The 19,071-nt window shown below is 63.7% G+C and carries 16 protein-coding genes; 5 read left to right on the forward strand and 11 right to left on the reverse strand.

Annotated elements, in window-relative coordinates; all coding sequences use genetic code 11:
* Nucleotides 1-83 precede the first annotated feature (83 nt).
* The gene (locus ACVOMB_RS14640) at nt 84-794 is read right to left on the reverse strand and encodes a pirin family protein (protein ID WP_481531853.1); all 711 of its coding nucleotides are present in this window, start codon (nt 792-794) and stop codon (nt 84-86) included.
* Nucleotides 795-931: 137 nt separating this feature from the next.
* On the opposite strand from ACVOMB_RS14640, the gene ACVOMB_RS14645 reads away from it, so the two are divergent.
* The gene (locus ACVOMB_RS14645; RefSeq protein ID WP_481531854.1) at nt 932-1,861 is read left to right on the forward strand and encodes a LysR family transcriptional regulator; all 930 of its coding nucleotides are present in this window, start codon (nt 932-934) and stop codon (nt 1,859-1,861) included.
* 46 nt (nt 1,862-1,907) lie between these two features.
* Here ACVOMB_RS14645 and ACVOMB_RS14650 read toward each other — a convergent pair whose 3' ends face one another.
* The 3 genes from ACVOMB_RS14650 to ACVOMB_RS14660 all read right to left on the reverse strand — a co-directional run bounded on the left by ACVOMB_RS14650 (nt 1,908) and on the right by ACVOMB_RS14660 (nt 5,011).
* Nucleotides 1,908-2,639: an outer membrane beta-barrel protein gene (locus ACVOMB_RS14650; RefSeq protein ID WP_481531855.1), complete on the reverse strand. Its 732-nt coding sequence runs from the start codon at nt 2,637-2,639 to the stop codon at nt 1,908-1,910.
* Nucleotides 2,640-2,917: 278 nt separating this feature from the next.
* Nucleotides 2,918-4,093: a GDSL-type esterase/lipase family protein gene (locus ACVOMB_RS14655; protein ID WP_481531856.1), complete on the reverse strand. Its 1,176-nt coding sequence runs from the start codon at nt 4,091-4,093 to the stop codon at nt 2,918-2,920.
* A 279-nt stretch (nt 4,094-4,372) separates the two neighbouring features.
* The gene (locus tag ACVOMB_RS14660) at nt 4,373-5,011 is read right to left on the reverse strand and encodes an RpiB/LacA/LacB family sugar-phosphate isomerase (RefSeq protein WP_481531857.1); all 639 of its coding nucleotides are present in this window, start codon (nt 5,009-5,011) and stop codon (nt 4,373-4,375) included.
* On the opposite strand from ACVOMB_RS14660, the gene ACVOMB_RS14665 reads away from it, so the two are divergent.
* The gene (locus ACVOMB_RS14665) at nt 4,999-5,421 is read left to right on the forward strand and encodes a hypothetical protein (RefSeq protein WP_481531858.1); all 423 of its coding nucleotides are present in this window, start codon (nt 4,999-5,001) and stop codon (nt 5,419-5,421) included. The two genes, ACVOMB_RS14660 and ACVOMB_RS14665, sit on opposite strands and share 13 nt — an antisense overlap.
* Here the strand turns inward: ACVOMB_RS14665 and kduD are convergent.
* The 6 genes from kduD to ACVOMB_RS14695 all read right to left on the reverse strand — a co-directional run bounded on the left by kduD (nt 5,418) and on the right by ACVOMB_RS14695 (nt 11,493).
* On the reverse strand, nt 5,418-6,173 hold the full coding sequence (gene kduD / locus ACVOMB_RS14670; RefSeq protein WP_481531859.1) for a 2-dehydro-3-deoxy-D-gluconate 5-dehydrogenase KduD: 756 nt from the start codon (nt 6,171-6,173) through the stop codon (nt 5,418-5,420). The genes ACVOMB_RS14665 and kduD overlap by 4 nt on opposite strands.
* 218 nt (nt 6,174-6,391) lie before the next feature.
* Nucleotides 6,392-7,444 (reverse strand): LacI family DNA-binding transcriptional regulator, encoded by a 1,053-nt coding sequence (locus ACVOMB_RS14675; RefSeq protein ID WP_481531860.1) that lies wholly within the window; start codon nt 7,442-7,444, stop codon nt 6,392-6,394.
* 342 nt (nt 7,445-7,786) lie between these two features.
* The gene (locus ACVOMB_RS14680) at nt 7,787-9,070 is read right to left on the reverse strand and encodes a TRAP transporter large permease (RefSeq protein WP_481531861.1); all 1,284 of its coding nucleotides are present in this window, start codon (nt 9,068-9,070) and stop codon (nt 7,787-7,789) included.
* Between the two features lie 3 nt (nt 9,071-9,073).
* Nucleotides 9,074-9,610, reverse strand: coding sequence for a TRAP transporter small permease (locus ACVOMB_RS14685; RefSeq protein ID WP_481531862.1), 537 nt, complete (start codon nt 9,608-9,610; stop codon nt 9,074-9,076).
* A gap of 13 nt (nt 9,611-9,623) precedes the next feature.
* On the reverse strand, nt 9,624-10,628 hold the full coding sequence (locus ACVOMB_RS14690; RefSeq protein WP_481531863.1) for a TRAP transporter substrate-binding protein: 1,005 nt from the start codon (nt 10,626-10,628) through the stop codon (nt 9,624-9,626).
* Nucleotides 10,629-10,665: 37 nt separating this feature from the next.
* The gene (locus ACVOMB_RS14695; RefSeq protein WP_481531864.1) at nt 10,666-11,493 is read right to left on the reverse strand and encodes a 2-keto-4-pentenoate hydratase; all 828 of its coding nucleotides are present in this window, start codon (nt 11,491-11,493) and stop codon (nt 10,666-10,668) included.
* Between the two features lie 140 nt (nt 11,494-11,633).
* Here ACVOMB_RS14695 and ACVOMB_RS14700 point away from each other — a divergent pair, with 140 nt between their 5' ends.
* From ACVOMB_RS14700 to ACVOMB_RS14710, 3 genes are all read left to right on the forward strand, one after another.
* Nucleotides 11,634-12,620 carry an alpha/beta hydrolase gene (locus ACVOMB_RS14700; RefSeq protein ID WP_481531865.1) on the forward strand — a complete coding sequence of 329 codons (987 nt, stop codon included), beginning with the start codon at nt 11,634-11,636 and terminating at the stop codon, nt 12,618-12,620.
* Nucleotides 12,621-12,722: 102 nt separating this feature from the next.
* Nucleotides 12,723-14,327 (forward strand): carboxylesterase/lipase family protein, encoded by a 1,605-nt coding sequence (locus ACVOMB_RS14705; RefSeq protein ID WP_481531866.1) that lies wholly within the window; start codon nt 12,723-12,725, stop codon nt 14,325-14,327.
* 56 nt (nt 14,328-14,383) lie between these two features.
* Nucleotides 14,384-14,974, forward strand: coding sequence for a cysteine dioxygenase family protein (locus tag ACVOMB_RS14710; protein ID WP_481531867.1), 591 nt, complete (start codon nt 14,384-14,386; stop codon nt 14,972-14,974).
* Between the two features lie 287 nt (nt 14,975-15,261).
* On the opposite strand, the gene ACVOMB_RS14715 is transcribed toward ACVOMB_RS14710, so the two are convergent.
* Nucleotides 15,262-19,056 (reverse strand): LamG-like jellyroll fold domain-containing protein, encoded by a 3,795-nt coding sequence (locus tag ACVOMB_RS14715; RefSeq protein WP_481531868.1) that lies wholly within the window; start codon nt 19,054-19,056, stop codon nt 15,262-15,264.
* Nucleotides 19,057-19,071 lie beyond the last annotated feature (15 nt).

Below are 19,071 nucleotides of genomic sequence, written 5' to 3' on the forward strand. Positions count from 1 at the left end.
AGCCGCTGCATCACCAACTTCGCAACCCGGGCAATGCTGCTCGACTGAAGTGAGCAGCACTACAAGCCTGTGCCCGGCTTTGCTTACTGCAGCGCCGCGGTATCCACCAGCACCAGCTCGGAATCCTCCAGCGCGGTGATTCGGATGCTGGTCTCGCCGGTGATGGCAGCGCCATCGCGGGCTTCCAACACCACGCCACTGACGTCGACCTTGCCGGTGTTCGGCACCAGATAGCCGTAACGGTTGGCATCGGTGAAGTGGTACTCGGTGCTCTCGCCGGCCTTCAGCGTGGCGCCCAGCACGCGGGCGTTGGCGCGGATCGGCAATGCATCGTCGTCACCTTCCATGCCACTGGCCAACGTGATGAAGCGGCCCGAGCGCTCGCCCTTGGGGAAGGGCTTGCTGCCCCAGGACGGCTTGCCACCGCGCTGGTCCGGGAAGATCCAGATCTGGAATATCTTGGTGACACCCGCCTCCAGGTTGTACTCGGCGTGGCGGATGCCGGTACCGGCACTCATCACCTGCACATCGCCGGCCTCGGTACGGCCCTGGTTGCCCTGGTCGTCCTTGTGGGTGATGGCGCCTTCGCGCACATAGGTGATGATTTCCATCTCGGCATGCGGGTGCGCCGGGAAGCCGGTGCCGGGCTGGATGATGTCGTCGTTCCAGACCCGCATCGCGCCCCAGTTCATGCGCTTGTTGTCCTGGTATTCGGCGAAGGAAAAGTGGTGCTTGGCATCGAGCCAACCGTGATTGGCTCCACCGAGGCTGGCAAATGGGCGACGTTCAATCATGGCGTTCTCCTGAAAGCAGTGGGGTTTCGATGGGGGCAAGTCTAGGCCTGCCCCTCAATGTCGAGAATAGAAAGTATGGAAATGCATTATTTCCATTTATGACATGATCGCCCCACCCTGCCCTGCGAGCTGTCGCCATGAACCGTCTGCCAGACCTGGAAGCCTGGGCGATCTTCGCCAAGGTCGCCGAAGCCGGCTCGTTCGCCCGCGCCGCCGAGGAGCTGCAGCTGTCGCAGGCCACCGTCTCCAAGGCCATCACCCGGCTGGAGACGCGCATCGGCACCAGCCTGTTCCACCGCACCTCGCGGCGCATGTCGCTGACCGCCGCGGGTGAAGCGGCCTTGGCGCGAGCAGTACGCATCCTCGACGAAGGCGAAGCGGTCGAAGCCGAAGTCGCCGACCGTTCGGCGGCGCTGCGCGGCCTGATCCGGCTGGCGGCACCGATGTCATTCGGCGTGTCGCGGCTGGCGCCGTTGCTGCCGGAGTTCATGCAGACGCACCCGGACGTGGAGCTGGATATCCAGCTCAGTGATCAGATGGTGGACCTGGTGGCCGAACGCTTCGACATGGCGTTGCGCATTTCCACGCTTGCCGACTCCAGCCTGCGCGCGCGCCAGCTATGCCAGGTACGCATTCTGCTGGTCGGGTCGCCCGCGTATTTCGAAGCGCACGGCCGCCCCACCCATCCGCGTGATCTGGTCCAGCACCGCGGTTTTCAATACAGCTATACCCGCGGCGGCAATACATGGCGCTTCCGCCACCCGCGCCACGGCGAGTTCGCGCAGACCGTGCCGCGCCAACTGCAGGCCAACAATGCCGACATATTCGATGCCGCCCTGCAGGCCGGGCTTGGGCTGGCCTTGCAGCCGGAGTTCCTGGTCTGGGAACAACTACGCGACGGCCGCCTGCAGACCGCCATGGACGACTGGAAGGTCGAACCGCTGGCGTTGAGCATCATCACCCCGCCCGGCCTGCATCGGCCGGCACGGGTACAGGCCTTGATCGACTACCTGGCACAGCGCTTGGAGAAGGAGCCGTGGGCGGCATCCGGCCGCTACAGCGGCTAATCAAGCGCAGCCGTGAGCCGGCCTGCAACGACCGGCACACAAGCAATCAGAAGCGGACTTCCGCCCCCAGGGTGACCACGTCGGCCCCCCTCACCTCGTACACTTCGTCGTCGTAGTTGTACTCAGCCGAGTACAGGTAGCCGGTGTACATCAGCTGCAGATTGAAGTGACGGCTGATGTCTACGCCAACACCCAAGCCTGCGTAGGCACCGTCGGTACTGACCTCGCCCCAGTAGTCATCCGACTTGGCTCGCCAGTAGCCCGCACGCACGGTGCCGAACCAGGCGCCATTTCTGCCGAAGCTGAAACGCGCGTTCGCGCCGATATTGGTGAACTTCACCTCAGGCACCAGATAGCCCTTCCAGTGCGTTTCCTGCAACCTGCCTGCACCAAGCTCGATACCGACCTGAGCGAAATCTTCTATCTGCCAGCGGTAACCCGCATTGGCGGAAACCACACGCTGATCGACGTCCTCGTACACCCAACCAGCACCACCCTGCACGCCGACAAAGAAACCATGCTGCGGCTGCTCGCGCCTGGACGACGGGCCGCCCCATTGCGGTGCGGGTGCCGTTGCAGGTGTCGGGACGATGGGCGAAGCAGGAGTAACCTGCGCCGCAGTCTCACCGGCCACCGGCGGCTGCGCTGGCGTTGTAGCGGCGGGCGCAGTCTGCTGGGCGCGGTAGGCGGCCCACCCCTTGGAAATGGACTGAGCATCGGCAGCGCCGGCGCTCAGCAGCAACAACGGAACGAATGCGGCAAGGCAGGTCTTCTTCATCTGATTCCATCCTGGATGATGCGTATTCCATTCTTCCTGAGCCGAACCGCCACGTCCGCAGGACGCGCGCCGCCGGCAGCTGCTCGCGCAGAAGCGGTGGTTGTCTGGATCGGAAGCCCCTAAGGACGGCACATTGGGGGCCGTCCGGTGCCGTGTCAAGCTGGCCCGGTACCGGCATCGTCATCCGCCGCGGAGGTGCCGGTGGAAGGTCATCTTTGCACCGATGCCGCAGCCGATTACCGTTGCGGCGGGCCGGGTGGGGCTCCCAACCTGCGCAATCAACGCGTCGCCGGATACGCCAGCATCACCACCAGATCATCTTCACCCGTCTGTTGCAGGGCATGGCTGCTGCCGCTGCGGGTAAGCAAGGCATGGCCTGGAGCGACGTCGTACTGTTTGCCGTCCAGCACGTACAGACCGCGGCCGCTGACGATGTAATAGATCTCATCCTTGTGCTGCGGATGCAGGCCGATGCCGGCGCCCTTATGTAGTACGCGCTTGCGCATGACGAAGGGCAGATCGCTTACCTCGGCAAAGAACGAGTAGGCGGTGGTTGGACCTGCACCACCGTGCGGGCCGGGTTGTTGCCGGCCGATGTCCTGTTCGCGGATGACCTGTGAGCCGTGCGGGTTGCCTGCATCCTGTTTTGGTGTGGCAACAACAGGTAGCGCCGCGCTTGATGTGGAAGGCGCAGCGCCCTGCCCCACGCCTATCGCACCGCAGTCGATATCGCGCTTGAGTGTGGGCTTCATCTGCGGCGCGATCTGCACCCAGCCGCGCATCACCTGGCAAGCAACCGCCGTTGCGCCGGCAACGCTGAAGTGAGTGCTGTCGGCTTTGTTCTGCTCGGGCACGAACATGAAGTACGGCTTGGCGCCCTGCTCGCCCAGCGCCCGTATCCACGCCATCGAACTTGCGTTGAGATCGATCAGCTGCACATTTTGTTCTGCGGCGACGTGCTTCATCGCCTGCGTGTAGCGGCCGTGCGTATCCAGCAGCGCGCCGAAGTCGTAGAGCAGACGCGCGACGGGTGTGATCAGGATTGGCGTCGCGCCTTTCGCACGTGCAGCGGCGATGTAGCGCGAGAGGAATTGTTGATAGTCGCTGTCTGGATCGGTGTAGCGCGTTGGATCTTCCTGCTTTGCATCGTTGTGGCCGAACTGGATCAGCAGCACATCACCTGGCTGCAGTTCCTTCCCGATTGCATCCAGGCGCCCTTCGTTGATGAAGCTGCGGGTGCTGCGGCCCCCGACCGCATGATTGCGTACCTGCCATTGACTGTCGTCGAGCCAGCTCTGCAACACCTGGCCCCAACCGGCTTGTGGCGCGCGTTCCGGGCCATAGCTGGCGGCGGTAGAGTCTGCAGCTATGAAGATGCGGTGGGTGGGTTCGTTGGCGTGGGCGCTGGCAAAGAAAGCGCTTAGGAGGATGAGGAAAAAAGCTGAGGTCTTCATGCTTTGCTGTTCGCCTTGAAGCCCCTTTCCCCTTGTGGAGCGGGGTTGGGGAGAGGAGACGCGATCGAAGATCGCTGGCTTGATGAGTTCCAGCACCAAGAAGCGCGCGTGCGGTGCACGCCTCCCCTCTTCCGCCCTTCGGGCACCTTCTCCCGCAAGGGGAGAAGGGCTGGTATTCAACATTACGAATGTGTCGTTGGGTGCATCGGTATCCACAAACAACAAAGGCGCCCGTAGGCGCCCTTGTCTGCCCGCAAGGGCGCTACCGCATGCGTGAGCTTACTTGCCCAGCACGCTCTTCACGTAGGCGACGATGTTGTCGTCCTGCGCGTTGTCGAAGAATGCCTTCTGGAAGCGCTCGCCGCCGACGGCCTGCTTTACCAGTTCCTGGTCAATGGCCTTCAGGCCTTCGACGAAGTCCTTGGACGCGCCCTGCTTCAGCTGCGCCAGGATGCCGGCATTGGCCATCTGCGATTCCTTGCGCTCGGCCGGGTAACCCTGGCCGCGCTCACCGGCAAATGCCTTCTCGAAGATGTAGCGGATGTTGATTTCCGCGCCCCAGCCGAAGCCCTTGGCGAACGGCAGTGCCAGCGCGTTGCCGCTGTTGACCTGGGCGAACAGGAAGGCATCGGTCGGCTCGATGCAGTAGCCGCAGAACACGCCCGGCCATGCGTTGAGCGACATCATCGCGCCCTGCCCGGTGCCACAGCCGGCAACCACGAAGTCCACGGCCTTGGCGTTGAGCAGCAGCGCAGCGCAGATGCCGAGGTGGATGTAGGTCAGGCGGTGATCATTGTCACCATCCATGCCAACGTTGAACACGTCGTGGCCCTGTGCAGCGGCGACGGTGTTGAGCTGCTCCAGCACCACCGGGTTCTTGGCGGCCTGGCTGAACTCCTGCATCAATGCGATTTTCATTGCGTGACTCTCAATTAGGGGAAACGTTGTTGTTGATGGGGTGGAAGCAAGTGCAGAAGCAAGAGCTCCCCTCATCCGCCCCTTCGGGGCACCTTCTCCTGCAAGCGGGAGAAGGGAAACCTGTGCTGCTAGCGACTGCTGGTTGGCTGCCGCCACTCGCTGCTGCTTTGATCATTGCCTTTGCTTTTGCTTCAGCCTTTGCTTTTGCTTTTGCTTTTGCTTCAGCCTTTGCTTCAGCCTTTGCTTTGGCTTTGGCTGTTGCTTTGGCTACTGCTTTGGCTTTGGCTTTGGTTGTTGCTTTCCCCTCTCCCGCATGCGGGAGAGGGGTAGGGGTGAGGGCGCTTCTGGCTTTTCAGCTTTACGCTTCGTACCTGCCTTTCAGCTTCCGCTTCACCACCTTCAATCCTTAGCGCGCCAACCAACCACCATCCACCGGAATGATCGCGCCGTTGACGTAATCCGACGCGCTCGACGCCAGGAACACCGCAGTGCCGCCCAGGTCTTCCGGCTTGCCCCAGCGGCCGGCCGGGATGCGCTCCAGGATTGCCTTGTTGCGGTCTTCATCAGCACGCAGCTGCGCGGTGTTGTCGGTGGCCATGTAACCCGGGGCGATGGCGTTGATGGTCACGCCCTTGCCGGCCCACTCATTGGCCAGCAGACGGGTGATGCCAGCAATGCCGCTCTTGGAGGCGGTGTACGACGGCACCCGCACGCCGCCCTGGAAGGACAGCATCGAGGCGATGTTGATGATCTTGCCGCTGCCCTGGGCGATGAACTGCTTGCCTGCAGCCTGGCTCATGAAGAACGCGGACTTGATGTTGACGTTCATCACGTCGTCCCAATCCTTCTCGCTGAAATCCACCGCGTCGGCACGGCGGATCAGGCCGGCGTTGTTGACCAGGATGTCGATGCGGCCCAAGCCAGCAATCGTTTCAGCAACCACGCGCTCAACCGGCTCGATGCTGATCAGGTTGGCTTCGATGTTGAGGAAGCGGCGGCCCAGCGCGCGCACCTTCTCGGCGGTCTCGTCGGCCGGGACGATGCCGGCGCCGGCAATGTCGGCACCGGCGGCGGCCAGCGCCAGCGCGATGCCCTGGCCCAGGCCGGTATTGGCACCGGTTACCAGGGCAACCTTGCCTTCGAGACTGAATGGATTCGTCATGCTGTTCCTCTCCCAGAGCGGTAGTTCGGTAGTGCTGCCGGCGGCGGGTGCCGGAGCGGGGCGATGGCGCCGGGTCGATCCCGGTCAGCGCATCTGTCCAGTGGCCCGCCGCTGCAATCCGCGGGCCTGCCGGGCGATTCTAGCCAATTATGGAAACCGGTGTCATTTTGCACTGCAAGATAAGCAATTACCTTTTTAAAACAAAAACTTGGAACGAATCAGTCCTGCGGCGGCTGGCAGGAATCGCGCACGATCAGATGCGGGCGCACGCTGGCCATCGGCATGGCCGTCTTGCCCTCGGGCTGGATCAGCATCGCGGCCGCTGTTCTCCCGGTGTCACGGGTGTTGCGGCGTACCGAAGTCAGCGATGGCCACAGCCGTGAGGCCAGCGGACTGTCGTCGTAACCGACGATCGACAACTCGCGTGGAATGCTGATGCCGGCACGCATCGCCACCTTGTAGACGCCGGCGGCCATTTCATCGTTACCGGTGAAGATGGCGGTCGGGCGCTGCTTGCCCAGCAACAGCTTCTCGGCCGCGGCCACACCCGATTCGAAGGTGTAGCCGGCCTCGATGATGCGTGCCGGCGGCAGCTCGATGCCGCGCCGCTCCAATGCCTCAAGGAAACCAGCGGTGCGCTCGTGCGCGGAGCGGTAGGCGGTGGGGCCGGTGATCAGGGCGATGTCGCGATGGCCCAGCGACAGCAGATAATCGGCCGCTTCGGCAGCGCCGTCGCGGTCATGGGTGATCACCATCTGCGAGGTTTCATCCAGCGGCAGCGCGGCGATGCGGGTGAAGCGGCAGCCGATCTCATCCAGCATGTCGGCCAGTGCCTGGTCCTCGGAGGCACGCGGCACCAGGATCACCCCGTGCAGCTTCTGCTGCTGCACGAAGCGCTTCACGCCCTCGATATAGCCAGGGCTGCGGGTGTCGCAAGGGTGCACCACCAGCTCGAAGGTGGAACCGCGCAGCGCGTCCAGCGCACCGTTCTGCATGTCCACCACGTATTGCGCGGTGGGGTTGTCGTAGACCATGCCGATCAGGAACGAGCGCCGGAACGCCAGCCCACGCGCCAGCGGATCGGGCGTGTAGCCGACTTCGCGCATCAGCGCTTCAACCTTGTCGCGGGTGTCTTTGCGCACCAGCGGCGAGTTGTTGATGATCCGCGAGACCGTCTTCTTGGAAACCCCCGACAAACGCGCGATGTCGTTGATGGTGGCAGGCCGTCCCAGCGCTTTGGGCGTGGCGGCGACATCGGCATTCTTGCGCAAGGAAACTCCTTGAAACCGTTCAATACGAACATTCTATCGGGCCGCACTCAAACCACGGCGCGGTAACGAAGCGGGCGAACCGCGCTGGCCATGGCCGGCCTCAGCGCAACGAAGTCCCCGCCACATTGTGATGCCAGCCGGGGACTTCCATCTGAACAGGATACGCAAGCCGTTGGCCGGCGTCCTTACCGCAGCCCCAACCCAGACAATCCAGCTGCTACCGCTGCACATGCGCTGCCGGCAGGGCAGGGCAGGCCGCCATACCTCGCAGCTGGCCTCAGCAGCATTCCCTGGTTACATCCGCCACCGCTGGGCAGGCGCTGGCCTGCCCAGCGGTGCGCATCAGCTGCGCAACAGTGCTGGCAGCCACAGCGACAGTTCGGGGAAGAAGGTCACAATCAGCAACACCGCCAGCCCTGCCATCCAGAACGGCCAGATGGTCTTCATGCTTTCGCCGACGCTGATCTTGCCGATGGCGGTGCCGATGAACAGCACCGAGCCCACTGGCGGCGTGACCAGACCCAAGCCACCAGTCAGCACCAGCACCAGGCCGAAGTGGATCGGGTCGATGCCATAGGCCTTGGCCACCGGCAGGAAGATCGGTGTGCAGATCAGGATCATCGGCGCCAGATCCATGAAGGTGCCCAGCAACAGCAGCATCACCACGATCATCAGCAGCACCATGTACTTGCTGTGGGCGAAGGACTGCAGGAAGTCCACCGCCGCTGCTGGTACCTGCAGGTAGGCCAGCAACCAGCCGAACACCGCAGCGGTGGCGATCACGAACAGGATCACACCGGTGCTGCGCGCCGCGTGGATGACGGTCTCGAAGAACTCCTTGATGCGCAGCTGGCGGTACAGCACGGTGGTCACCAGCAAGGCGTAGACCACGGCGATTGCAGCTGATTCCACCGCGGTGAAGATGCCGGCGCGGATACCGAAGAAGATCAGGCCGACCAGGCCGAGGCCGGGCAGGGCGGCAACCAGCCGCAGCAGCACCGCGCGCCAGCCCGGGAAGGCTTCCACGCCGTAACCGCGACGACGCGCGACCACATAACCGGTGATCATCAGCACCAGCGTCATCAACAAGGCCGGCACGATGCCTGCGGCGAACAGATCGGCAATGGACAGGCCACCACCGGCCGCGGCCGAGAACAGGATCAGGTTATGCGAGGGCGGCACCAGCAACGCCACCAAGGCGGCGGTGATGCTGACGTTGACCGCGAAGTCACGGTCATAACCGCGCTTGACCATCTGCGGAATCATCGTGCCACCAACCGCCGAGACGTCGGCAATTGCCGAACCCGACACGCCGCCGAAGAACAGCGAGGACAGGATCGAGACCTGGCCAAGGCCACCGCGCATGCGCCCGACCAGCGATGACGCCAGCGAGATCAAGCGCTCGGAAATACCGCCGCGCATCATGATTTCACCGGCAAAGATGAAAAGCGGAATGGCGATCAGCGAGGCCGAGCCGGTACCGGCGGAAATCTGCTGGACCAGTACGATGCTGGGAATATCCAGGTACAGCAAGGTGGCCAGCGCAGCCGCAGCCAAGGCATAGGCCACCGGCACGCCGATCAACAACAGCACGCCGAACACCAGGAAAAGAATAGCGATACCCATGACTCAGCGGTCCCCTTCAGCAGCGTTGGCGGTCTTGCCGGCGCCTGCGCGCAGCGACAACAGCAGGCGATTGAGCGCGAACACCGCCATCAGTGCACCACCGATGCTCAACGGCAGGTAGTTCACGCTCTGCGGCAGGTTGGCACCGGCGGTCTTGATGTGCAGGCCGTCCAGCCACAGCACCCAACCCCACCAGGCGAGGAAGCCGCCGATGGTGCCGACAATCAGCGGTACCAGCGCATCGATCAATCGCTTGACCAGCGGATGCATCTGCTCGGCCAGCAGGAAGAAGCCAAAGTGGCGGTTGGTATACACACCGGCGGCCGCACCCATGCTCATCGTGGTGCTCAGCAGCAACAGCGTGACCGGCTCGGTCCAGCTCGGCGAATCATTGATCACATAGCGGGCGAAGACCTGCCAGCCCTGCACCACCACCAGCCCGAGCAGGGCGGTGACGGCGATGTAGATGACCACGTCGGCAACTTTCTCCAGCACGCGCTGGAAACCTGCCGGGCCCGTTTGTACGTTGGAATCGGACATCGGTACGGCCCCCTCAGGCGAAGTCGCGGATGCGACGGTGCAGCGCGGCGATATCGGCCTGCTGCAGGTAGTCACGCAGCAGCGGCTCGGCGGCTGCGCGGAACGCCGGCATATCGACCGCGTTGAACTTCACCCCGGCCGCCAGTACTGCGGCGCGGGCCTTGTCTTCGGATGCGTCCCATGCGGTGCGCATCACCTGCACCGATTGCCGCGCCAGATCGATCAGCAGGCGACGATCTGATGGCGTCAGCGCATCCAGGCTGCGGCGCGACATCAGCAGGATGTCCGGCGCATACGAGTGCTGGCTTTCCGACCAGTAATGCGCGGCCTCGAAATGACGGCTGGAATGGAAGCTTCGCATGTTGTTCTCGGCGCCGTCGATCATGTGCGTCTCCATGCCGGAGAACGTGTCGCCCAGCGACATCGGCGTGGGATTGGCGCCGAACAGGCGCATCAGCTGCAGGAAGATGTCCGAGCTGGCCACGCGCAGCTTCAGCCCGTGCAGGTCCTTGGGCGTGACGATCGGGTGCTTGGTGTTGTAGAAGCTGCGCGCACCGGAGTCATAGACCGCCAGACCGACCAGCTCACGGGTTTCAAAGCCCTGCAACACCGCATCGGCGATACCGCCATCCAGCGCGCGTCGCATATGCGCGACCGAGTCGAACACATACGGCAGGCACAGCGCGCGGGTCAGCGGAAACGCGTTGTTGAGCGCGCCAGAGTAAACGCGGGTGATGTCGATGGCGCCGAAGCGTGCCATGTCGATCGCCTCGGACTCGCGGCCGAGCTGGCCGGAGTGGAACTGGTTCAAGCCCAGACGGCCGCCGGTTTCGCGCAGCAGCTGTTCGCCGATCCACTTAACCGCGGTGACCGTCGGGTAATCGGCCACGTGTACATCGGTAGCGGTCAGCAGCTGACTGCCAGCGGCCGCACCCTTGCCGCCGCCAGAACAGGCGGCGAGTACCGGAACGGCCAATGCCCCCATGCTGGTTTTGAGAAAGCCTCTTCGAGTAACCATAGCGCCCTCCAACGCGTTGCTACCGTGGCTGCCGGGATTACCCGGCCGGCACAGCCTTGCAGGAAATGTCGCCGTAACCGGCGAAGCGAATCAATGCCTGTTGGCCCACGGTGATGTCGTGGATGCCAGTGGCATTGCCGGTAGCGATCAGCTCGCCCTTCTTCAACGGCCGGCCACGCTTGGCCGAACGCGACAGCGCGAAGGCATAGGCCGCACGCAGGCCGCCGGGCAGGGTGGTGGCGCCACCGGTGCCGACCACGACGCCATCGATCTCGGTCTGCGCACGCAGTTCCGGCTCGTCGCAGCGGGTCCAGTTCGGGACTTCGCCACCCAGCACCAGGCCGTTGTTGTTGCCGAAATCGGATACCACCACGCGCGGGCCCAGCACATTGATGGTTTTCAGCGGGCTGCTGGCCACTTCCACGCCGATATAGAGCTTGGCCGGCAGTGCCTCGGCTTCTTCCGGGGTCCAGTCGAGCTTGTCGGCCGGCGCATCGGCCAGCAGTTCCAGCACGTACTCGGCTTCCACCGCGGCAAAGCCGCCTGCGGCCGCAAATACCGGGATCTCCACGATGCTACCGGTAGCATTCCAGAGATTACGCTTGAAGATCGGGCCGAGCAGGCGGTCGTCGCCAGAGCTGTCGCGGCGTTCGGCGGCGATATAGCCCACCTTCCAGCCGACCACACTGTCATCCCAGCGATCGATCGCCAGATCCTGCACCTGATAGGCGGTGACCAGGTCGTCCGGGATCGCACCGGGGAAATCCGGAAGCGAGCGGCCATCGCGGCGTGCTTCCACAAAAGTGCGGGCAATCTCGTCCAGCGCGGCTGGCGCCTGCGGCTGGCTGCCTTGGTCGTTGCTCAAGTGACTCTCCTGGTGACTTTGCTGCACTGCCCATCGACAGTGCCGTGACTGGCTGTATAAGGTAAACCGGTGTCATCTGACAATGTGCACTGCACCAGAACCTGTACCACGCCCTCAGCCAAGACCTGACCGCTACGCTCATGATTCGATTGAAACCATTGCTGCAGCTGGCTTTCGCCGCTTTTATAGGATTGCTTCCGGCAACCGCGTTGGCCGCCATTGATGGTGAACCCGCGGCGGCGGCGGCCGACCGTATCGCGCTATGGCCGCAGGGTATGGCACCGGGGGACAAGCCGCTGTCGCAGGCGCAGCGCATCGTCGAACGCAGCAGCGATCCGGCGCTGCCAGACCGCTATATCGAGCATGTCAGCGCGCCCTATCTGGTGGCCTATCGTCCAACCAAGCCCAATGGGAGCGCCTTGCTGGTAATCCCCGGCGGCGGCTATCAACGCGTCGTGCTGGACAAGGAAGGCACGGCACTGGTGCCGGCCCTGGTGGAACAGGGCGGGGTGACCCTGTTCGTACTGCGCTACCGGCTGCCCGGCGAAGGCCGCGCCGACCGTGAAGCGGCGCTGGCCGATGCGCAGCGTGCACTGCGGCTGATCCGTCACCGCGCCAGCGAATGGGACGTGGACCCGCAGCACATCGGCACGATGGGCTTCTCTGCCGGCGGGCATCTGGCCGCGCGCCTGGGCAATGGTTTTGACCGCATGGTCTATCCGCACAACGATGCGATTGATGACGAAAGCGCACGCCCGGACTTCCAGCTGCTGATCTACCCGGTCATCACCATGTTGGGGGCCGATGCACATGCAGGCTCGCGCGCACGGTTACTCCGCAGTGCGCCCGGCGATGAGCTGCTGCAGCACTACTCCATGCAACTGCAGGTGCGCGTCGATACACCGCCAACCTTCCTGCTGCATGCAGCTGACGACGACGCAGTGCCGGTAGGCAACAGCCTGCTGTTCTACGACAGCCTGCGCAGCGCAAAGGTCAGCAGCGAAATGCATCTGTTCCCACACGGCGGCCACGGCTTCGGTACACGCGGCACGACCGGACTGACCACCGCCGCATGGCCACAACTGGCTCTGAGCTGGATGGCGTCGCAGACAACTCAACCGAGGTAGCGCTCCAAAGCCCCTCTCCCCTCGCGGGGGAAGGGTTGGGGAGAGGGGGCAGAACCATCCAGGCCTCTTGACCACTCAACCGCCTGATTAAAGACAACCACCATGCCCCGGCACCCCAACAACCCAGCCCGCCGCAGCTTCCTCCAGCAAACCACCCTGCTGGCCGCAGCAACGAGCCTGGGCAGCTTCAGCAACACCAGCTGGGCCAACACCCTCACCAGCCCCATCGCCCGCGTCCGCAGCGGCCGCCTCGCCGGCCAGACCGAAAACGGCACGCACGTATTCCGCGGCATCCCCTACGGTGCCGACACCGCCCCACGTCGCTTCCAATCCGCTCTACAAGAACACTCCTGGCGCGGCATACGCGACGCCCTCGACTACGCCGCAGCCGCCCCACAAACCGGCAGCGAAGCCCCAGGCAGCGAAGACTGCCTGTACCTCAACGTGTGGACACCAGCGCTGCGCGACGGCGGCAAGCGGCCGATCCTGTTCTATATCCACGGGGGCGCTTACAACAACGGCTCCGGCAGCGACCCGTTGTACGGCGGCGGCAACCTGAGCCGACGCGGCGACGTGGTGGTGGTGACCGTCAATCACCGGCTCAATCTGTTCGGCTATCTCTACCTGGCCCAACTCGGCAACGATACGTTTGCCGACTCCGGCAATGTCGGCCAGCTCGACCTGATCCAGGCACTGCAGTGGCTGCGCCAGCACGCGGCCGAGTTTGGCGGCGATGCCGACAACGTCACCGTGTTCGGTCAATCCGGTGGCGGCGCCAAGATCGCCACGCTGATGGCGATGCCGGCGGCCAAGGGCCTGTTCCACCGCGCCTGGACGATGAGCGGCCAGCAGGCCACCGCCGCCGGTCCGCGTGCGGCCACGCAACGCGCGCAACTGGTGCTCGATCACTTCAAGGCTGATCCCGAGGCACTGCGGCGCATGCCGATGCAGCAGCTGCTGGACGCTGTGAAAGTGCGCGACCCCTCGCGCGTGGAAAACAGCGGCCTCTACGTCGGCCCGGTGCTGGACGCACGCAACCTGCCGGTGCATCCGTTCTGGCCGCAGGCACCACTGCAATCAGCGTCAATCCCGATGGTGATAGGCAACACCCACGACGAAACCCGCGCCTTCCTCGGCAACGATCCGAAGAACTTCGAACTGAGCTGGGAGGAATTGCCGGCCAAGCTCGAAGCCCAGCAATACGTGGATCTGCTGCCATCGGTGGTGATCACCGAGTACCGCCGCCTGTATCCGCACTACACGCCGTCGGACGTATTCTTCGCCGCCACCACCGCCGGCCGTTCCTGGCGCGGTGCGGTGGAGGAACTGGAGGCGCGTGCCCGTCAAGGTGCACCAACCTGGGCCTATCAGCTGGATGGCTATGACCGCGATGGCGACGCCGCCAAATTGCGCGCCTTCCACACACTGGATATCCCGCTGGTTTTCAACAACAACACCCAGCCTGGCTCACGCACCGGCAGCAGCGCGGCGATGCAGCAACTGGCAGACACGATGAGCGATGCCTTGCTTGCCTTTGCGCACCTGGGCGACCCGAATCACGCTGGTCTACCGCAGTGGCAGCGCTATGGCCTGGAGCGCAGACAAACGATGCTGTTCGATGCACAAAGCCGACAGGTAGATGACCCGCGCAGTGGCGAGCGACGGCTCTACCAGCAGGTGCCTTTCATCCAACGTGGAACTTTCTGAATCAGCGACAGGGCAACCTCAACGGAATCTTTACCTGCCTTGCCTAGACTGCAGTTATGAAACTGCAATCGCCGCATCCCGAATTTTCCGGGCAACAGCGACTGCAGAGTGGCATCGATGCCGCTCTGCAGGCCGCCGATACTCACAGTACCGTTGCGCAGATACAGCGCGTGCTGGAGCAGGCCATAAACGATCCACAGATCGTGCTGCCCGATTGTGTACACGCTTCGGTAGAGGGCCATTACGCGCGCCGCGAGATCTACCGCAGCCCGCAGCACGGCTACAGCATCATCGCCATGACCTGGGGGCCAGGGCAGGGCACACCATTGCATGACCACGACGGCCTATGGTGCGTGGAAGGCGTATGGCAGGGCAGCTTGGACATCACCCCGTACCGGATGCTGGAGCGCGATGGCGAGCGTTACCGGTTCGCGCCGCGTGATTGCCTGCGTGGCTGCAAGGGCAGCGCTGGCAACCTGATTCCACCGGATGAATTTCATACGCTGCGTAACAGTGATGCAGAGCGGATTGCGATCTCGGTGCACGTCTACCAGCGGGTGATGGAGCGCAGCCACGTGTTCCAGCCGATTGACGATGCTCCGCGCTGGTATGCGCGTGAGTGCAGGGAATTGGGCTTGGACGCGTAATCGGCCCTGCGTTTTGTGGGAGCGGCGTGAGCCGCGAAGCCGACAATCCAACCGATGCCTGTAGTGGGGGGGGGGGGCGGGGCGGGCGGGGGGAGAGGGGGGAGGAGTGGGAGCGGAGGGGGGGGGGCGGCCGCACCCCAAACCCACACACCCCCCGCCCCCCTTGCGTGTGGTGGGCTGGTGGGGTTGTGGTGTGTCGTTGTCTTGCTTGCCCCCCGGGTCCGCCCCCCCCCCCCCCCACTACCGCAAGCAAAGCGCCTCTCCCGTCGGGAGAGGCGCTTGAACAATCACTGCAACGGCAAGCGGTTATTGAGCTTCGTCACCTCAGCCCCATCCCCAACCAAGCCAACCCGCACACTCGCTCCCTCACGCTTGAACCCAGTCGGCATAACCAACTCCACCGTCGTAGTCCGCGGAGAAAGATCCAACGGCGCTTCCAATGCAGGCACCGCAACCCGCGCAAGCTCACGACCACGCGCATCCTCCAGCACCGCGTAACCAGCACCGGTGCCTACATGCCCCAGGCTGTGCACGGTCAGCAGCACGCGGTCACCGTCGAACTTCAGATCGCCACGGCCAATGCCCAGATCCGCGCGCGTCTCCACCGGTGTGCCGGGCGTGACCAGCTCGAACTCGTAGATCTGGCTCTGTCTCGGCGCAAAGCGCAGCTGCGTGCTCGTGCTCTTCTCCAGTAGCACCTCACGCACCTCCGCCTTGCCGTCGATCACATCGTCACCATCGCGATCCACACCGCTACGCACACGCCAGGTACCGGCGGCGATGTTCCAGCCGGTCATGGTCGCATCCAGCGGCGTGTTGCCCAGGTTGTAAGCGATCACCTTGAAGCGCTCACGTGACGGCGCATGCACCAGCAAGGCGACCTGCTCGGCACCGTTGGGCTGGGCGAACTGCCAGCTCACCGTATGACCAGGCCAGCTCTGGTTGCGCTTCAGACCGATGCCGCCCAGACGCAGGCGCTGCAGGAACTCACTCGGAGCCTCGACGCGATCACTCCACCAGTGCCCTTCGGTGTTCATGTACTCGCGCTGCGCCTTGGCCTGGATGCCGTCGGCGTGCAGTGCTTCCAGATACTTCTTGTCTCCGGTCTGCTGCCAGGCACTGATAGCAGCGAAACCGCTGCCGCCCTTGTCGGCATCGGCTAGCAACTGCTTTCCCCAGTCCTGCTGCCTGCCCAGCACATCGACGTAGTTCTCGCCCAGGTTGGACAGCACGCCCGGCCCACCGCGAACAACGCGGTAGTCCAATGCCTGCAGGTACTTGGCATCGCCACTCCAGCGCCATGCGGCCCAGAAGGTGTGCATCAAATCGCCGCTGCCCGAACCCTGATTCAACTCACCACCGCGGGTCTTGCCGGTGGCCCAGTTGATCTCGTTGGGCAGGGTGAAGCGGCCCTTGTCGTCCTTGTAGGCGTGGGCCAGATAACCATCAGCCAAGCCGGTAACCAGCTTGCGGCCGGTCGGATCGGCGTTGTATTCGCCAATCAGGAAGGCTGGGTGCAAAGCAGGGAACGAGTATGGCTTTTGCCACTGCCAGTTCGGCTCGCGGTAGACCTTGTTGCCACCAAACCAGTTGCTGGAGAACAGCAGGTTGCCCTGCGGGTTGCGCAGGATGATGCGTTCGTCGAAGGCCTTCACCGTCTCCATCAAGCGCTCGACGGTGAGCGGATCGCCCCAGTTGAGGTAAAGCATCGCGCTGTTGGCATTGATGCCTTCCTCGTAGGCGTGCAGCTCATCAGTCTCGATGGTGCTCAGGCCGTTGGAGAACATGCCGTTCTTGTAGACGGCGTCAGACAACGCGGTCAGCGAGGTATTCAGGCGCTCGGGCTCGACACCCATCAACGCCAGACCCGGCCACTGCTGGACCAGATCCGAGTCATCGGAAATGCCGCCGCCGAAATCGCCGTAAGCGACCTGGCGGTTATCAATCCACCAGTCGATGAAGCGGCGCACATGCTTCAGGTCCTCGACCTGACGGAATGCCCACAGTGGCACGCCCTTCGGCGCCTGCGGTTGCTCGAACGCCGGCTTGCCCTGGCTGTTGTAGCTGATGTAATTCCAATACAAGCGGCCCAGTTCATGGTCCGGATCGACTCGCAGCAGATCACTCAGATCGGCATAGACGCGTGAGTACAGCCGCTGCCGCTTGGAGGTGGTGTGTTCTTCAACCAGGAAGCCCCAGTTGTCACGCACTTGATTGAAGCGGTCGGCGACGTGCTGCTTGATCGCCTCCTTGCGCTCCTTGAACACCAGGCGCACTTCGGCACCGTCCAGCGATGCCGCATTGAAACCCGGCGCAGCCGAGGCCACCGAGATCCACAGGCTGTCGGCAGTGAGGATGCGGTCACGCAGGTCCAGCCACAGCGTGCGCGCTTCGCCCGGCTTCACCGACACCGAGACGTCGATCATGTCGCGTGCCGGCCAGATCGGGTCCTTGATGCGGATGTTCAACGGAATCACGCCATCATGCGTGGCCGGCAGATCCAATGCGGGAATGTCGATCGCCACACCATCCAGGCCGTCGTACATGTTCTCCCAGCTATGCGCCCAGCTGCGGATCAACGGCTGCGCAGACGGCGCATCGCCGACGCCGGATGGAACCAGCACGTGCACGATCGGCATCGGCTTGGCTGGCAGGCTGGTGGCAGCGCGCTTGCGTGAGCCGGCACCCTTGGGCAGCGCCATCACCGTGCTGCGCTCATCCGGCGCGAAGCGGCCGTCGATGTAGGCGCGCAGGCTGGCGATATTGGTGTAATCCGGCAACACGCTGCTGTCGATCTGATAGCGCTGCTTGACTGTACCGTCCGGCTCGACCGCGTCGCTGACCTGGTAGCCCCAGATTTCCTGGATAGGGGTTTCCTGCGCGGTGTTGTGGAAGTGCAGCGTGCCGCCAACCTGGTCGGCGAAGCTGTCGACGCTGCGCACCACGCCTTGCGGACGATTGAATAAGGTCCCCGCCGTGCCTTTCAGCTCACCGTAAGCGGCCCCGCGGATCTCGATACGATTGATGTGCTCGCCTTCGGGAACCGTCAGGTCGAGTTTCTGGCCACCTTCGACATAGGTGTTCCAGTCCGGCAGCTGCATGTAGTCGTTGCGGCCAGGCAGGCGCGAGCGGTTGTAGACGCCGGGCCAGGTGGTTTCGGCGATGCCGTCGGTGCCTTTCCACATCCATTGCAGCTTGTCTTTTACATCGGCGAACTCGACCTTGCGGATGCTCGTCGTTGCTGCCGTCAACGCTGGTGGTGCAGCGCCTTCCCAGCCATAACGGTGCCACCAGGCGCGCTGCGAGGCGGTACTGACTTCGCCACTGCGTGGCTCGGCATTGCGAGCGAGTGCCGCAACACCGGCGCCATCGAGCATGCGGTCGTAGACGCGGATCTCGTCGAAGTCGCTGCCACGCAGGAAGTTGTAGCGGCTCTGCACCTGGTACGGCGCCATCACCCGGCCAGCGAGGCCGAGCTGGTCCAGTGCTGCGTCGTAATCGCCGGTAGTTGCTGCTTGGGCGACCTCGCGACCATCGACAAAGAGTTTTACGCCCTTGTCCTCGTCCCAGGCGAAGGCGATGTGCTGCCATTGCTCGGGCGACGGATTTTTATCGAGCTTGAAGGAGACGCGGGTGCGAGCCAGATTGGCATCGGTGACGAAGGCATCAAAGCCATGCCCGTTCCAGTCGATGCGCAGCCACGCCATGTCCCAGCTGCTGTGGTCGGCATAGCCGACGCGGAAGATCACGAACGGGGTTTCGCCCACCGCGTAGCGTGAGCGCCAGAAGAACGACAAGGTGCCGCGCTCGGCTTGGATGTTGCCGGGCGCATTCCACGACAGCACACCGTCGTCCTGCCACTGGATGGCGCGGCCGTGTGCACCGTCATCGACAAGGCCGACCTTGTCCTGGAAATTGGGGGTTGCCTCGCCCTGCGCGCTGTCGGCAATGAAGCCCTTGTCCGCGGATACACGGAACAACAGCTGCGGCGAAGAAGCCTGCGCCGCTGCCGGGAGAGCCAGCAGCAGCGCAGAAGCCAGAAGCAAGGGGCGGAACATTGGGCGGGTGGAACGTGGAGGCATCGTGCGTCTCTTGGT

It is taken from the genome of Stenotrophomonas sp. STEN018 (genome assembly GCF_056760235.1).

What these genes read in the sequence shown, in the direction of transcription:
- ACVOMB_RS14690 (WP_481531863.1), bottom strand. Translation starts at nt 10,628, where the DNA reads ATGGTTACTCGAAGAGGCTTTCTCAAAACCAGCATGGGGGCATTGGCC.
- ACVOMB_RS14710 (WP_481531867.1), top strand. Translation starts at nt 14,384, where the DNA reads ATGAAACTGCAATCGCCGCATCCCGAATTTTCCGGGCAACAGCGACTG.
- ACVOMB_RS14705 (WP_481531866.1), top strand. Translation starts at nt 12,723, where the DNA reads ATGCCCCGGCACCCCAACAACCCAGCCCGCCGCAGCTTCCTCCAGCAA.
- ACVOMB_RS14660 (WP_481531857.1), bottom strand. Translation starts at nt 5,011, where the DNA reads ATGAAAATCGCATTGATGCAGGAGTTCAGCCAGGCCGCCAAGAACCCG.
- ACVOMB_RS14645 (WP_481531854.1), top strand. Translation starts at nt 932, where the DNA reads ATGAACCGTCTGCCAGACCTGGAAGCCTGGGCGATCTTCGCCAAGGTC.
- ACVOMB_RS14685 (WP_481531862.1), bottom strand. Translation starts at nt 9,610, where the DNA reads ATGTCCGATTCCAACGTACAAACGGGCCCGGCAGGTTTCCAGCGCGTG.
- ACVOMB_RS14700 (WP_481531865.1), top strand. Translation starts at nt 11,634, where the DNA reads ATGATTCGATTGAAACCATTGCTGCAGCTGGCTTTCGCCGCTTTTATA.
- ACVOMB_RS14655 (WP_481531856.1), bottom strand. Translation starts at nt 4,093, where the DNA reads ATGAAGACCTCAGCTTTTTTCCTCATCCTCCTAAGCGCTTTCTTTGCC.
- ACVOMB_RS14650 (WP_481531855.1), bottom strand. Translation starts at nt 2,639, where the DNA reads ATGAAGAAGACCTGCCTTGCCGCATTCGTTCCGTTGTTGCTGCTGAGC.
- ACVOMB_RS14680 (WP_481531861.1), bottom strand. Translation starts at nt 9,070, where the DNA reads ATGGGTATCGCTATTCTTTTCCTGGTGTTCGGCGTGCTGTTGTTGATC.
- kduD (WP_481531859.1), bottom strand. Translation starts at nt 6,173, where the DNA reads ATGACGAATCCATTCAGTCTCGAAGGCAAGGTTGCCCTGGTAACCGGT.
- ACVOMB_RS14665 (WP_481531858.1), top strand. Translation starts at nt 4,999, where the DNA reads ATGCGATTTTCATTGCGTGACTCTCAATTAGGGGAAACGTTGTTGTTG.
- ACVOMB_RS14640 (WP_481531853.1), bottom strand. Translation starts at nt 794, where the DNA reads ATGATTGAACGTCGCCCATTTGCCAGCCTCGGTGGAGCCAATCACGGT.
- ACVOMB_RS14715 (WP_481531868.1), bottom strand. Translation starts at nt 19,056, where the DNA reads ATGCCTCCACGTTCCACCCGCCCAATGTTCCGCCCCTTGCTTCTGGCT.